Source organism: Streptomyces sp. cmx-18-6 (assembly GCF_046548915.1).
Lineage (GTDB): Bacteria > Actinomycetota > Actinomycetes > Streptomycetales > Streptomycetaceae > Streptomyces.
In genome coordinates this window covers 217,902-232,531 of sequence record NZ_JAEBEP010000002.1, presented here as the reverse complement: position 1 = coordinate 232,531, position 14,630 = coordinate 217,902, and the positions used below count along the sequence as shown (strand labels likewise).

Annotated in this window: 11 protein-coding genes; 1 reads left to right on the top strand and 10 read right to left on the bottom strand. The window is 71.5% G+C overall.

Going from position 1 to position 14,630, the window contains the following annotated elements:
- Positions 1-75 precede the first annotated feature (75 nt).
- From topA to ACLJPL_RS06025, 7 genes are all read right to left on the bottom strand, one after another.
- Positions 76-2,967: a type I DNA topoisomerase gene (gene topA / locus ACLJPL_RS06055; RefSeq protein WP_411079640.1), complete on the bottom strand. Its 2,892-nt coding sequence runs from the start codon at positions 2,965-2,967 to the stop codon at positions 76-78.
- A 282-nt stretch (positions 2,968-3,249) separates the two neighbouring features.
- Positions 3,250-3,447, bottom strand: coding sequence for a hypothetical protein (locus ACLJPL_RS06050; protein WP_411079639.1), 198 nt, complete (start codon positions 3,445-3,447; stop codon positions 3,250-3,252).
- A 364-nt stretch (positions 3,448-3,811) separates the two neighbouring features.
- Positions 3,812-5,344, bottom strand: a complete 1,533-nt coding sequence (locus ACLJPL_RS06045) for a methyltransferase (protein WP_411079638.1) — start codon at positions 5,342-5,344, stop codon at positions 3,812-3,814.
- 163 nt (positions 5,345-5,507) lie between these two features.
- On the bottom strand, positions 5,508-6,149 hold the full coding sequence (locus ACLJPL_RS06040; protein WP_411079637.1) for a small secreted protein: 642 nt from the start codon (positions 6,147-6,149) through the stop codon (positions 5,508-5,510).
- 363 nt (positions 6,150-6,512) lie between these two features.
- Positions 6,513-8,960 (bottom strand): sodium-translocating pyrophosphatase, encoded by a 2,448-nt coding sequence (locus tag ACLJPL_RS06035; RefSeq protein ID WP_411079636.1) that lies wholly within the window; start codon positions 8,958-8,960, stop codon positions 6,513-6,515.
- Positions 8,961-9,535: 575 nt separating this feature from the next.
- Positions 9,536-9,997: an ATP-binding protein gene (locus tag ACLJPL_RS06030; protein ID WP_411079635.1), complete on the bottom strand. Its 462-nt coding sequence runs from the start codon at positions 9,995-9,997 to the stop codon at positions 9,536-9,538.
- Positions 9,998-10,195: 198 nt separating this feature from the next.
- Positions 10,196-10,549 (bottom strand): STAS domain-containing protein, encoded by a 354-nt coding sequence (locus tag ACLJPL_RS06025; protein ID WP_003967428.1) that lies wholly within the window; start codon positions 10,547-10,549, stop codon positions 10,196-10,198.
- Positions 10,550-10,628: 79 nt separating this feature from the next.
- On the opposite strand from ACLJPL_RS06025, the gene ACLJPL_RS06020 reads away from it, so the two are divergent.
- The gene (locus tag ACLJPL_RS06020) at positions 10,629-13,109 is read left to right on the top strand and encodes a DEAD/DEAH box helicase (protein ID WP_411079634.1); all 2,481 of its coding nucleotides are present in this window, start codon (positions 10,629-10,631) and stop codon (positions 13,107-13,109) included.
- A gap of 326 nt (positions 13,110-13,435) precedes the next feature.
- On the opposite strand, the gene ACLJPL_RS06015 is transcribed toward ACLJPL_RS06020, so the two are convergent.
- From ACLJPL_RS06015 to ACLJPL_RS06005, 3 genes are all read right to left on the bottom strand, one after another.
- Positions 13,436-13,780 carry an Rv3654c family TadE-like protein gene (locus ACLJPL_RS06015; RefSeq protein WP_411079633.1) on the bottom strand — a complete coding sequence of 115 codons (345 nt, stop codon included), beginning with the start codon at positions 13,778-13,780 and terminating at the stop codon, positions 13,436-13,438.
- A 209-nt stretch (positions 13,781-13,989) separates the two neighbouring features.
- Entirely contained in the window at positions 13,990-14,334 is a 345-nt protein-coding gene (locus tag ACLJPL_RS06010) for a TadE family type IV pilus minor pilin (RefSeq protein ID WP_411079632.1), read from the bottom strand.
- 79 nt (positions 14,335-14,413) lie between these two features.
- Positions 14,414-14,551, bottom strand: coding sequence for a DUF4244 domain-containing protein (locus ACLJPL_RS06005; RefSeq protein ID WP_411079631.1), 138 nt, complete (start codon positions 14,549-14,551; stop codon positions 14,414-14,416).
- Between the last annotated feature and the right edge of the window lie 79 nt (positions 14,552-14,630).

Genomic DNA, 14,630 nt, shown 5'->3' with positions numbered 1-14,630 from the left:
TCCCGGGCCCTTGACGCGCCGCTGCCCGGCGCCTGATAGCAGGTGCCGGGCAGCGGGGTGCGATCGCAGAAGAGGTCAGTCCTCCGAGGACGCGGAAGCCGAGGCGGCCTTCTTCGCCGTCGTCGTCTTCTTGGCGGCCGTCTTGGTGGCCGTCGCCTTCTTGGCCGTCGTCGTCTTCTTCGCCGCGGTCTTCTTGGCGGCCGTGGTCTTGGTCGCCGTCGTCTTCTTGGCGGCCGTCTTCTTGGCCGTCGTCTTCTTCGCCGGGGCCTTCTTCGCCGTCTTCTTCTTGGCGGGTCCCTTGGCGCGCTTCTCGGCGAGCAGCTCGTAGCCGCGCTCCGGGGTGATGTCCTCGACGCTGTCGTCGGTCCGCAGCGTCGCGTTGGTCTCGCCATCGGTGACGTACGCGCCGAAGCGGCCGTCCTTCACCACGACCGGCGCACCGCTGACCGGGTCGGTGCCCAGCTCCTTCAGCGGCGGCTTGGCCGCGGCCCGGCCGCGCTGCTTGGGCTGGGCGTAGATCGCGAGGGCCTCTTCGAGGGTGATGTCGAAGAGCTGGTCCTCGGAGGTCAGCGACCGGGAGTCGGCGCCCTTCTTCAGATACGGGCCGTAGCGGCCGTTCTGCGCGGTGATCTCCACGCCCTCGGCGTCCTCACCGACGACGCGCGGCAGCGACATCAGCTTGAGGGCGTCGGCGAGCGTGACCGTGTCCAGGGACATGGACTTGAAGAGGGAGGCGGTCCGCGGCTTCACCGCGTTCTTGCCGGTCTTCGGCGTCCCCTCGGGCAGCACCTCGGTGACGTACGGGCCGTAACGCCCGTCCTTGGCGATGATCTGGTTGCCGCTGACCGGGTCGGCGCCCAGCTCGAAGTCGCCGCTGGGCTTGGCGAGCAGTTCCTCCGCGAGCTCGACGGTCAGCTCGTCGGGCGCAAGGTCCTCGGGCACGTCGGCGCGCTGGTGGCCCTCGGCGTCCTTCTCGCCCCGCTCGATGTACGGGCCGTAGCGGCCGACGCGGAGCTTGATGTCATTGCCGACCGGGAAGGAGGAGATCTCCCGGGCGTCGATCGCGCCGAGGTCGGTGACCAGGGCCTTCAGGCCGCCGAGGTGGTCGCCGTCGCCGTTGCCCGCGTCGGAGGCCGTACCGGCGTCGGAGGTGTCGTCACCGGGCTGCGCGCCGAAGTAGAAACGCTTCAGCCACGGCACGGACTGGGCCTCGCCCCGCGAGATGCGGTCGAGGTCGTCCTCCATGCGGGCGGTGAAGTCGTAGTCGACGAGCCGGCCGAAGTGCTTCTCCAGCAGGTTGACCACGGCGAACGAAAGGAAGGACGGGACGAGCGCCGTGCCCTTCTTGAAGACGTAACCGCGGTCCAGGATGGTCCCGAGGATCGAGGCGTACGTCGACGGGCGGCCGATCTCGCGCTCTTCCAGCTCCTTGACCAGCGAGGCTTCGGTGTAGCGGGCCGGCGGCTTGGTGGCGTGCCCGTCGACCGTGATCTCGTCGGCGGACAACGCGTCGCCCTCGGCGACCTGCGGCAGCCTGCGCTCACGGTCGTCCAGCTCGGCGTTCGGGTCGTCGGCGCCTTCGACGTACGCCTTCATGAAGCCGTGGAAGGTGATCGTCTTGCCGGAGGCGGAGAACTCGGCGTCCCGGCCGTCGCTCGCCCGGCCGCCGATCTTGACGGTGACCGAGTTGCCGACCGCGTCCTTCATCTGGGAGGCGACGGTCCGCTTCCAGATCAGCTCGTACAGCCGGAACTGGTCGCCGGTGAGGCCGGTCTCGGCGGGGGTGCGGAAGCGGTCGCCGGAGGGGCGGATCGCCTCGTGCGCCTCCTGCGCGTTCTTGACCTTCCCGGCGTACGTACGCGGCTTCTCGGGCAGGTAGTTCGCCCCGTACAACTGCGTGACCTGGGCCCGGGCCGCGGCGACCGCGGTGTCCGAGAGGGTCGTGGAGTCGGTACGCATGTAGGTGATGAAGCCGTTCTCGTACAGCTTCTGCGCCACCTGCATGGTCGCCTTCGCCCCGTAGCCCAGCTTGCGGCTCGCCTCCTGCTGGAGGGTCGTCGTACGGAAGGGGGCGTACGGGGAACGTCGGTACGGCTTCGACTCGACGGACCGGACCGCGAAGGAGGAGTCGGCGAGCGCGGCGGCCAGGGCGCGGGCGTTCGTCTCGTCCAGGTGCAGGGTCTGGGCGGAGCCGGGCTTGAGCTGCCCATCGGGGCCGAAGTCGCGGCCCTGGGCGATCCGGCGGCCGTCGACCGCGCTGAGGCGGGCGGTCAGGGTCGAGGGGTCGGAGGCGTCACCGGTGCGGCCGGTGGCGAACGTGCCGGTCAGGTCCCAGTACTCGGCGGAGCGGAAGGCGATGCGCTCGCGCTCCCGCTCGACGACGAGGCGGGTGGCGACGGACTGGACGCGGCCCGCCGAGAGCTTCGGCATGACCTTCTTCCACAGGACCGGCGAGACCTCGTAGCCGTAGAGGCGGTCGAGGATGCGGCGGGTCTCCTGGGCGTCGACCATGCGCTGGTTGAGCTCGCGCGGGTTGGCGACGGCGGCCCGGATCGCGTCCTTGGTGATCTCGTGGAAGACCATCCGGTGGACGGGGACCTTGGGCTTGAGGACTTCCTGGAGGTGCCACGCGATGGCTTCGCCCTCGCGGTCCTCATCGGTGGCGAGGAAGAGTTCGTCGGACTCGGCCAGCAGCTGCTTGAGCTTCCTGACCTGGGCCTTCTTGTCGGCGTTGACGACGTAGACGGGCTGGAAGTCGTGTTCGACGTCCACCCCGAGGCGGCGTACCTCGCCGGTGTACTCGTCCGGGACCTCGGCCGCGCCGTTCGGGAGGTCGCGGATGTGCCCGACGCTCGCCTCGACGACGTATCCGGGGCCGAGATAGCCCTTGATCGTCTTCGCCTTGGCAGGCGACTCGACGATGACGAGTCGGCGGCCGCCCTGTGCGGTCTCGCTGGTCGGGGACAACTTCGCTCTTCTCTCCGGTCGACACTCAGTGGGCATCCCGGGCAGCGTCGTGACGCTTCCCGCGGTGCTGTCGCTGCGGAGTGTGACGGTACAACCCGCCCCCGTGTCAAACGGCAAAAGCCCGCAACGGCCACTCGAACGGTAACCCGACTTCCGCCATTCCTGCCGCCCGGACCGTCGGGTCCGCGCCGCGCACAGGCCCGGCCTGTGCCTTTACGGAGGTGGTCGCGGCACCCGCCGACCAGCCCTTCGACCCGGGCGCGGCCCCGGCGGGGGCGGGGATCAGACGAAGGTGAAGCACCAGACGCCGAGGGCGAGGAAAACTACGCCGAAAAGTGTCGTGAGTGCGGTGGAGGCGATGGGGCTCACACCGTGCAGCACGGGCGCGCGGTGCAGGGCGCGCGCCCCTGTCCAGACGAGGAGGGCGGCTCCGAACAGTGCGAAGGCCGTACCGGCGAAGACTGCTGCGACGCTCTCCATGTCGTACCCCTCGACCCCGTTCCCCGCTCGGCCCTGCTCCGTGCCCGGAACCGGCCTGCTCCGCTCCGGCCCTGTTCGGTGCTCGGCGTGCCGGTCCTCGCAGGCCCGGTACGGGGAGGCTGCCACCCCGGGGCATCGCCGACGCGAACCCCGGGTGAACAGGACACGCCGGGCAGCGTGCGGATCGGGAGGGGCGTCGCCCCGTGCACCCCCGCACCCTCGCGGAGCCGTTACCGGAATCCGGGGCGGGGGCCCGGTGCGGGGCGGCGGTGAGGGTGAAGGCACTGATCAGCAGGCATGGGGAGATAAGGACGGCGCGCGGAGGCCGGCCGGAGCGGAGGCCGAACGCACGCCCGTCCGTGCGCTACCCGAGGTCCGGCCCCGGCGCTGTCCCCGGCACCGGCTCCAGGAAGCCCTCCTCGACCAGCAGCCGGATCGCCTGCGGGGTGCGGTCGCGCAGGAGCACCGGGTCCTCGGACATCAACTGGGCGATGGCGTCCAGGATCCGCCCGGCGGGCAACGACCCGTCGCACACCCCGGCGAACCCGGCGCCCACGGCGTCGACCTTGGTCGCCCGCATCATGCCGCGGTGCTGACGCAGCACCACGTGCTCGGGGTCCTCGGCCCCCGGCAGGCCGACCTGCTCCTGGACGACCTCGGCAGCCAGGGTGAAGTGCCCGGCGAGCAGCGCGGCGTCGTCCTGGTCGCGGAGGTAGTCCTGACGGGCGAAGTGCTCCTCGACGGCCCGGCCCAGGGGCTGCTGCACGGCGTGCGGCCACTCCTCGACGACGATCGACGGGTTCCCCGCGGCCGCCGCGGCGGACTTGCGCAGCGCGATCCAGCCGAAGCCGACCGAGGTGGTCCCGCGCGCCTCGAACTCGTCGAGCCACGCCTCGTACCGCGCGGCGTACGCGTCGGGGTCGCCGCGGTGGTCGCCGCTGTCGCGCAGCCACAGCTCCGCGTACTGCGTGACGTCCTGGGCCTCGCGCTGCACGATCCAGGCATCGCACCCGTACGGCACCCAGGAGCGCAGCCGGTCCTGCCACTCCTCGCCCTCCACGTGCTGCCAGTTGGCGAGGAACTGGGCGTATCCCCCGTCGTTCAGATGGTCGCCCGACTGCCGCACCAGGGTGCGGCACAGGTCGTCGCCGCCCATGCCGCCGTCCCGGTAGGTGAGGCGGGCTCCGGGGGAGATGACGAAGGGCGGGTTGGAGACGATCAGGTCGAACGTCTGTGCGCCCACTGGCTCGAAGAGGGAGCCCTCGCGAAGGTCGGCGGGGGCCGCGCCGGACAGGGCGAGGGTGAGCCGGGTGAACTCCAGGGCACGGGGGTTGAGGTCCGTCGCGGTGACGCGGGTCGCGTGCTGGGCGGCGTGCAGCGCCTGGATGCCGGAGCCCGTGCCGAGGTCGAGGGCCGAGGAGACCGGCGTACGGACGGTGATGCCGGCGAGGGTGGTGGAGGCCCCGCCGACGCCGAGGACGACACCCTCCTCGTGCGAGCCGATCCCGCCCGCACCGCCGACCGCGCACCCGAGGTCGGACACGATGAACCAGTCCTCGCCGTCCGGCCCGCCGTACGGCCGTACGTCGACGGTGGCGCGGGCCCGGCCGTCCGCCACCGTGACCCAGCCGTCCTGGACGCACTCCTCCAGCGGCAGGGCGGCGCGGGCCTGCTCCTGGGGGACGGGTCGCTGGAGGAGGAACAGCCGCACGAGCGTGTCGAGCGGCGACGCCCCCCGGGTGGCGCGCAGGGCGGGGACCGTCTCGCTGCGGGCCAGCGCGGCATAGGCGGGCGCACCGAGCCGGTCGAGGAGCCCGTCGGCGGTGAAGGCCGCGGCGAGCAGGGCCTCGCGGAGGTCGGCGGTGTGGTCGGGCGCGGGAAGGCTGGTCGTACTCACCCGCCCATTGTGTCCGGTCCCACTGACAACGGCAGCGGTCCGGACGCTCGCCGAGTGTCCGGACCGCTGCCGTCGAGTGCGCGCACCCGGCCTCCGGGGCCTCAGACAGAGGTCTCCCGGTCCGGGGCTCCAGCGGAGCCGGGCCCCGATGACCTGCCCGCGGTTACGCCTTCTTCTCCTGCGAGGCCGACGCCGAGGGACTCGCGTCCGCACCCGCGTCCGGCGCACCGGATCCCGAGGGGCTCGCGGGCCCGGTCGAAGCCGTGGGCTTCTGGCAGCCCTTCTGCTTCGACATCGCGGCGCCGACATCACCGGACTGCAACTTCTTCAGCGCCTGGTCACCGCTGGTGCTGATCTTGTTCAGCTCGTCGGCGATGCCCTTCAGGCCGTCCGCGAACTTCGCCTGGTCCTTGGTGTCGAGGTCGTCGACGTCGTTCTTCAGGTCGGCGTACGCCTTGGAGGAGGCGTTGAGCTCCCGCACGGCCTCCTTCTGCGTGGTCTCGCCGTCGTCGACCGGCGGCGGGCCGGCCGAGTCCACGGCCTCACCCAGCGACTTGTACGCCTGGGAGATCTGCTGGAAGGCGGCCGAGTCGGTCTTCTGGACATCGGCGGGCTTGCTGTTGTCAGCGGTCTGCTGCTGGATGGAGGCGTTGGCGTCAGCGATCTTCTGGAGCTGGGGCTGGACCTGGTCGCAGACCTTCTTGGCCCAGTCGTTGACCTTGTCGTCGCTGTCGTCGCTGCAGCCCGACAGCGTCAGTACGAGTACCGCACCGCCGGACAGTGCGGCTGCAAGCTTCTTGTTCACCGGATGGGTCCCTTCCAAGGCTCTCGGCCCGGAACTTACACGCCGAGAGGCCCCCATCCGGGTGCCGGGCATCCGATGCACCCCCTTTTGAAGCCATTTGCACCAAGGGAAATGAGGGAGACGCCACTTGGTCGAGGAATCCGTCAGACGCACGGCCGCCCGCCCGAGCAGCCCGGGGCACAGCGACGCACCAGGGCACGGACGGACGCACGAAAGAAAGGGATCGGGCGGGCCGGCGGCCCCCGGCGTAGCGGACGGTGCCTCAGTAGGCACCGCCCGCCCGCACATTGACCGACTGTCACACGAACAGTGGCCGCCCGGCCTGCCCGACGCCCCCGCAGGCTCCTGTGCCGCCCGTACCGCTCATGAGGCCGCCGCGGGATCCCGGGCCGGGGCCGAGGGACCTCCGCCGCCCGAGGACCCGCCGTCATCGTCGCCCACGGCGATGCCGCGCCGTTTGGACACGTAGACCGAGCCGACGATGACCGCGACGGCGAAGACGGCCACCGCCGCCCGTACCCAGGGGTTCGCGTCCGCTCCGTAACTGAACTGGACCACCGCCGGAGCGATGAGCAGCGCGACCAGGTTCATCACTTTCAGGAGCGGGTTGATCGCCGGGCCCGCCGTGTCCTTGAACGGATCGCCGACCGTGTCGCCGATGACGGTCGCGGCATGGGCGTCGCTGCCCTTGCCGCCGTAATGCCCGTCCTCGACGAGCTTCTTGGCGTTGTCCCAGGCGCCGCCGGAGTTGGCCAGGAAGACCGCCATCAGGGTGCCGGTGGCGATGGCTCCCGCGAGGTACGAGCCGAGCGCGCCGACGCCCAGGGAGAACCCGACCGCGATCGGCGCCAGGACCGCGAGCAGGCCGGGCGTGGCGAGCTCGCGCAGGGCGTCCTTGGTGCAGATGTCGACGACGCGGCCGTACTCCGGCTTCTCCGTGTAGTCCATGATCCCGGGGTGCTCGCGGAACTGCCGCCGCACCTCGTGGACGACGGCGCCGGCGGACCGGGAGACCGCGTTGATGGCGAGCCCGGAGAAGAGGAAGACGACCGCCGCGCCGAGGATCAGACCGACGAGGTTGTTGGGCTGGGAGATGTCCAGGCTCAGCCCCAGCTCCCCCGCCCCGGCCCCCACGTCGGCGACGGCCGTGGCGATGGCGTCGCGGTAGGACCCGAAGAGGGCGGCGGCCGCCAGGACGGCGGTGGCGATGGCGATGCCCTTGGTGATGGCCTTGGTCGTGTTGCCCACTGCGTCCAGGTCGGTGAGCACCTGGGCCCCGGCTCCGGTCACGTCCCCGGACATCTCGGCGATGCCCTGGGCGTTGTCGGAGACCGGCCCGAAGGTGTCCATCGCCACGATGACCCCCACGGTGGTGAGCAGGCCGGTCCCGGCGAGCGCCACCGCGAAAAGCGCCAGCATGATCGACGTACCGCCCAGCAGGAACGCCCCGTAGACGCCCAGACCGATCAGCAGCGCGGTGTAGACGGCGGACTCCAGCCCGATGGAGATGCCGGCCAGCACCACGGTGGCCGGGCCGGTCAGCGAGGACTTCCCGATGTCCTGGACGGGGCGGCGGCGGGTCTCGGTGAAGTAGCCGGTGAGCTGCTGGATCAGCGCGGCCAGAACGATGCCGATGGCCACCGCGACCAGGGCGAAGACCCGCGGGTCGCCGCCGTGCCCGGTGATCGCCTCGTCGGTGACCCCGGGCAGTTCGGCGTACGAGGACGGCAGGTAGACGAAGGAGGCCACGGCCACCAGGGTGAGCGAGACCACGGCGGAGATGAAGAAGCCCCGGTTGATCGCGGTCATCCCACTGCGGTCGGCGCGCCGGGGGGCGACCGCGAAGATCCCGATCATCGCGGTGACGACGCCGATCGCCGGGACCATCAGGGGGAAGGCCAGTCCCAGGTCGCCGAAGGCGGCCGTACCGAGGATGAGCGCGGCGACGAGCGTCACGGCGTACGACTCGAAGAGGTCGGCGGCCATGCCCGCGCAGTCACCGACGTTGTCGCCCACGTTGTCGGCGATGGTGGCGGCGTTGCGCGGGTCGTCCTCGGGGATGCCCTGCTCCACCTTGCCGACGAGGTCGGCGCCCACGTCGGCGGCCTTCGTGAAGATCCCGCCGCCGACCCTCATGAACATGGCGATCAGCGCCGCGCCGAGGCCGAATCCCTCCAGCACCTTGGGCGCGTCGGCGGCGTAGACGAGCACCACACAGGAGGCTCCGAGCAGCCCGAGTCCCACCGTGATCATTCCGACCACCCCACCGGTACGGAAGGCGATTTTCATCGCCCGGTGCGAGACGGTGGTGAGATCCTTTTCCGGTTCGCCCTCTGCCGGAGTCGCTTCACGGGCGGCGGCTGCCACCCGGACATTGCTCCGTACGGCGAGCCGCATGCCGATGTATCCGGTCGCCGCCGAGAAAAGCGCACCCACCAGGAAGAAGAGCGAACGCCCCGCGCGCTGCGACCAGTTGTCGGCCGGCAAAATCAGCAACAGGAAGAACACGATGACGGAGAAAACGCCGACCGTGCGCAGCTGCCGGGCCAGATAGGCGTTGGCGCCTTCCTGGACCGCCGCCGCGATCTCCTTCATACGCTCGGTGCCTTCGCCCGCCGCCAGGACCTGGCGCGCCAGCAGCCGGGCCACGATGAGCGCGGCGACGGCGACGACCGCCACGACGATCACGATCAGCCGGTTGTCGTCGGTGAGAACCGCCGCCGCGAGGGAGGCGGGCCGGTCGAAAAGTGCGGATTCTTGCGTCGGTTCGGCCATGGGGGTGGCCATCGGGATGGTGAGGAACTCCGCCATACGTCCTCCTTGACGCTCAGCGCTCAAGACGTGGACGGATTGTAGGGAGCGGAACCTGATCAAAACAGTGGTCGGGAAGAGAAATGACCGCACTCCCCCCAACGCCGAAAGATCGGCGACGGGATTTCCTCGAATGCAGTAATGGGGCAGGCGTATTACGCGAAGACCGCCAGCCGATATCCCACAGAGAAAGGCCCTGCTCAACAGGGCCCACAAAAAGCAAACCTCATCCGCGATCCGGGCCGCACGGCGGCCGAGCGGACGTCCGGGCGCACAGCACGCGGACACAGAGACGAGCACAGGCACGGGCACAGAAACGGGCTGTAGAGACAGTCACAGGCACCAGGCACACGCACACGCGCGCACGTAGGAGCAGGCACGGGGGCGCACGGCAGCAGACCGTGCGGCTGACGCCGGACGCTTCACGGCTCCACGCATCACTGGGACGACGGGCTCATCGACCATGATCACCGGCCCTGATCGCTGACTCTGATCACTGCCCTGGTCATCGACCTTGGTCACTGATCGCCGAGCCCGACGCCTGGGTGCCGAGATCACCCGTACGGGGCTGCGCCTCAGCGGCGCACCGCGGCCAGGGCGGTCGGCCAGCTCATCCGGATCACTCCGCCGTCCGCACCGGAGCGGACCTCGACATCGTCGACGAGACCACTGATGACCGCGAGGCCCATCTCGTCCTCGCCGCCGTCATCCCCGTGATCGGGTTCGTCCGGCCCCGTCCGGGACGCGCCGCTGGGCGCTCCGGGCGTGGCGGGGGCGCTCGCGGGATCGGGAACGCGGTCACCGACCTCGATGGAGAACGCCTTCTCCTCCTCGGTCAGCGCCACGCTGACGGGCTCGGTGATGCCGTGGCTGCGGTGCAGCCCCACAGCGCGGCTGCACGCCTCGCCGACGGCGAGCCTGACCTCGTCGAGCACCGCCTCGTCCACGCCGGCCCGGCGCGCCACGGCGGCCGCCACCAGGCGGGCCGTCCTGACATGTTCAGGCTGAGCGCTGAAGCGGAGTTCAACGGTGGCCATGCCATCCCCCTCGAACGTTCGGGCGTACCTCAGAGGCCCCGGGCCGGCGGCCCGGTACCTCTGCTCTCCTCCTCCGGAAGCCGACAAAGCCGACAGCCGGCCCAGAAGGCCGACCGTCCGCCCGTCACGGCCCAGATGCTGCCGCTGTCGGCCTGTTCACTGCCCCACGACCGGCTCGGAGGCCGGCCGAAGCCGACCTCAGTCGGTGGCGGCGACAGCCTCGTCGACCGTGGTGTGAATCGGGAACACCTTGGTCAGACCTGTGATCCGGAAGATCTTGAGAATGCGCTCCTGGTTGCAGACCAGGCGCAACGAGCCCTCATGGGCCCGGACACGCTTCAAGCCGCCCACGAGCACGCCGAGGCCGGTGGAGTCGAGGAAGTCGACACCTTCCATGTCGACAACCAGGTGGTAGCTGCCGTCATTCACCAACTCGACCAACTGCTCGCGCAGCTTGGGCGCGGTATACACATCAATCTCGCCACCGACCTCGACGACCGTACGGTCGCCACCAGGCCCGGAAACATTGCGAGTCGACAGGGACAGGTCCACGGATCCTCCAGCACCTTGCTATCGAGCGGTCGCCCCTCGGTCTCCCCGACGGAGGCCAGGGGACGGATCGCCAGCCGCGATGGCATTCAATCACTTACCAGCAGCCATGCACGACGCCTTGGGACCATTGTCCGTCACGCCAGTGACACACTCGGTGCCGATGGCCAAGAATCACCGTCCCGGACGACCACCCGAGAGTGGGGCAGCGCGCCCCTCTCCCGCCATGATCCTCGACCGGCTCGCCACAGGGGCGGGCCGGGCCGCGCGCATCACTCATACGGAGCACTTGCCCCCACGATCGGGAACCCATGCCATCTGGCCGGATCGCATCCGCCCAGAAGTGATCTCGGCGATCGAGAAGGCCGGGATCGGCCATCCGTGGGCCCACCAGGCGATCGCCGCCGAGCACGCGCTGGACGGCGAATCCGTCGTGATCGCCACCGGTACCGCGTCCGGCAAGTCCCTCGCCTACCTCGCCCCGGTCCTCAGCACCCTCCTGGACGGCTCCGAGGCCCCGAACGGCCGGGGGGCGACCGCCCTGTACCTCTCCCCCACCAAGGCCCTGGCCGCCGACCAGCGACGCTCCGTGAAGGCCCTCGCGGCTCCCCTCGGCAACGCCGTCCGGCCCGCCGTCTACGACGGCGACACTCCGGTCGAGGAACGCGAATGGGTGCGCCAGTACGCGAACTACGTCCTGACCAACCCCGACATGCTGCACCGCGGGATCCTGCCGTCCCACGCCCGCTGGTCCTCCTTCCTGCGCGCGCTGCGCTTCGTCGTGATCGACGAGTGCCACACCTACCGGGGCGTGTTCGGCTCCCATGTGGCGCAGGTCCTGCGGCGGCTGCGCCGCCTCTGCGCCCGCTACGGGGCCGACCCGGTCTTCCTCCTCGCCTCCGCCACCGCGGCGGCTCCCTCGGTCGCCGCCGGGCGTCTGACGGGCCTGCCGGTGAAGGAGGTGTCCGACGACGCCTCCCCGCGCGGCGAGCTGGTCTTCGCCCTCTGGGAGCCCCCGCTGACCGACCTGCACGGCGAGAAGGGGGCCCCGGTGCGCCGTACCGCGACGGCCGAGACCGCCGACCTGCTCACCGACCTCACCGTCCAGGGCGTGCGCTCGGTCGCCTTCGTACGCTCCCGGCGCGGCGCCGAGCTGATCTCGGTCATCGCCAAGGAACGCCTCGCGGACGTGGACCGCTCCCTGCCGAAGCGGGTCGCCGCCTACCGCGGCGGCTACCTCCCCGAGGAGCGCCGCGCCCTGGAGCGGGCCCTGCACTCCGGCGAACTCCTCGGACTGGCGGCCACCACCGCCCTGGAACTCGGCATCGACGTCTCCGGCCTCGACGCCGTCGTCATCTGCGGCTACCCGGGCACCCGGGCCTCCCTCTGGCAGCAGGCGGGCCGCGCCGGCCGCTCGGGGCAGGGGGCCCTGGCCGTCCTGGTCGCCCGGGACGACCCGCTGGACACCTACCTGGTGCACCATCCCGAGGCACTGTTCCAGCAGCCCGTGGAATCGACCGTGCTGGACCCGGACAACCCCTATGTCCTGGCTCCCCACCTGTGCGCCGCGGCCGCCGAACTGCCCCTCACCGAGCCCGACATCGCTCTCTTCGGACCCGCCGTGCCCGAGCTGCTGCCGCAACTGGAGGCCGCGAAGCTGCTCCGCCGGCGGGCGTCGGGCTGGCACTGGACCCGCCGCGAACGGGCCGCCGACCTCACCGACATCCGGGGCGGGGGCGGACGCCCCGTCCAGATCGTCGAGGAGAACACCGGCCGCCTGCTGGGCACGGTCGACGCCGCCGCCGCCCACACCGCCGTGCACGAGGGCGCCGTCCACCTCCATCAGGGCCGCACCCATCTGGTCCGGAAACTGGACCTGGAGGACTCCGTCGCCCTGGTCGAACAGGCCGAGCCCCCGTACTCGACCGTCGCCCGCGACACCACCGCCATCTCCGTCCTGGAGACCGACACCGAGATCCCCTGGGGTCAGGGGCGGCTCTGCTACGGCTCCGTCGAGGTCACCAACCAGGTCGTCTCCTTCCTCCGCCGCAAACTGATCACCGGCGAGGTCCTGGGCGAGACCAAGCTCGACCTGCCTCCCCGCACCCTGCGCACCCGGGCCGTCTGGTGGACGGTCACCGAGGACCAGCTCGACGCCGCCCGCATCAACCCGGAGATCCTCGGTGGCGCACTCCACGCCGCCGAGCACGCGTCGATCGGCCTCCTCCCGCTCTTCGCCACCTGCGACCGCTGGGACATCGGCGGCGTCTCCATACCGCTGCACCCGGACACCCTGCTGCCCACGGTCTTCGTGTACGACGGCCACCCGGGCGGAGCCGGATTCGCCGAACGCGCCTTCCGTACCGCCCGTACGTGGCTGACGGCGACCCGCGAAGCCATCGCCTCCTGCGAATGCGAGGCGGGCTGCCCCTCCTGCATCCAGTCCCCCAAGTGCGGCAACGGCAACGAGCCCCTGCACAAGCGCGGCGCCATCCGCCTCCTCACCGAACTCCTCAGCGCGGCGCCCCCGGAGCCACCGACGAAGGACCGGCCCGAGACCTGACGGCTCAGGACGACAGCAGCGGCGTGACCACGGTCCTTCAGGCTGACCCGACCCTCGCCTTCCACGCGCTTCCCCGCCGGCCCCGGCATCGCCCCCGGTCGGCGGGGGCAAAGGACTTCAGCGGCCCGGGGCCGGGGGGCGTCGTCCACCGGCGCGGAGGAGGTCGAACACCCCGCCGACGCAACAAGCAGACGGAGTACCGCAGATGAGGCTCTCGGCGTTCTCAAGCTCGCCGATGACGCCACCGTCGCCCGCGGCTCCCGCGTACGGGCGGAGGGCCCCTCAGCCCTTCCGACCGGCCGAGGCCGTGCGGCGGCCCGGCCGAATCACCGGGGTGCCCGGCCGGCCGCCGCACGGAGCGCGACGGGCGGACCGGCCCGGGACCTGACGTCGGGTTCGTAGAGCCCGAAGCGGGCGCGAGCGGTCACATCAGCGACCTCTCCCCGCACCGCGCAACGGACGATCAACGCCCCCTGCGCCACAGCCACACGCCGTGCCGCCCCGCATGCGACCTTCACCCCCTCCAGCGCGCGGTCGGCTGCGGCGAGCGCTGCCAGGTCCGCCGCACCACCCGCCCGATGGCGGGCGGCCACAGCCTGTCCCAGCGCGAGCACGAGGGCGAACACCGCGCACAAGGTCGCCGCCGTGACGGCCACCCACACCGTCGCCACCCCCCGATCCCGACCCGGGCCCCGGCCCCGGCGACACCGATCCCGCTCTCGGCCCTGCCCCCGAGCCCACCCCTGGTCCCGAGCCCGTCCGCGGCCTTGAGCCCGTCCCTGGCCTGGATCCGGCTGACGGCCGGGGTCCGGCCTCAGCCTCCGTCCTCGGCCTCGCCCGTGCCCCCGCCCCCAACCCCGCCCCCGGGCTTCGGCTTTCGTCATGGCCCGGCACCCCCTGCCACATCGCCGATCGTGTCCTCCGCCAGTGCCGCCGCCTCGGCGCTCAGCGTCAGGGCCAGCGCCGCCGGGCCCGGAGTCGGCGCGTCCACCCGGACGCGCCACAACTCCCCGGCTCTCTCCACGGCGACGCGAGCCCCGTGAGGCGCGGCGTCACGGGCGGCGGCCAGCACCGCCGCCTCCGGCTCCGAACGGGCCGCCGCCCGTGCCCCCGCCCGCGCCGCGTCCACACACCGGATCTGGGCCGAGGCCGCCACCAGCGCCCAGAGCAGCGCCATGGCGAAGGCCACCAGCACCGGGATGACCACAGCGGCCTCCGCCGTCACCGCACCCCGATCCCGACGCCGGTGCCAACCCCCCCTGCGATACCCGGCCCCGGCCCTGAGGACGGGGCCGGGGCCGGTCTCAGAACTTCGCATCGAGCGCGCCCTCGACCAGGGACTGCAACGCCGCCAGCACCGGTCCGCTGTTGACCACCTTGTAGAGCAGCGCCGCGAAGGCGCAGGCCGCGATGGTGCCCACCGCGTATTCGGAGGTCGTCATACCGCGATCGGAGGGCCGGCCCGGCCCTCCCGACCACCGCGCGAACCATGTCGCCGACCGCCCCGCCGGCCACGCCGCC

Bases quoted from the DNA above. Each gene is read 5' to 3' on its own strand.
- ACLJPL_RS06050 (WP_411079639.1), bottom strand. From the start codon at position 3,447: ATGGAGAGCGTCGCAGCAGTCTTCGCCGGTACGGCCTTCGCACTGTTC.
- ACLJPL_RS06005 (WP_411079631.1), bottom strand. From the start codon at position 14,551: ATGACGACCTCCGAATACGCGGTGGGCACCATCGCGGCCTGCGCCTTC.
- ACLJPL_RS06035 (WP_411079636.1), bottom strand. From the start codon at position 8,960: ATGGCGGAGTTCCTCACCATCCCGATGGCCACCCCCATGGCCGAACCG.
- ACLJPL_RS06020 (WP_411079634.1), top strand. From the start codon at position 10,629: ATGGCATTCAATCACTTACCAGCAGCCATGCACGACGCCTTGGGACCA.
- ACLJPL_RS06030 (WP_411079635.1), bottom strand. From the start codon at position 9,997: ATGGCCACCGTTGAACTCCGCTTCAGCGCTCAGCCTGAACATGTCAGG.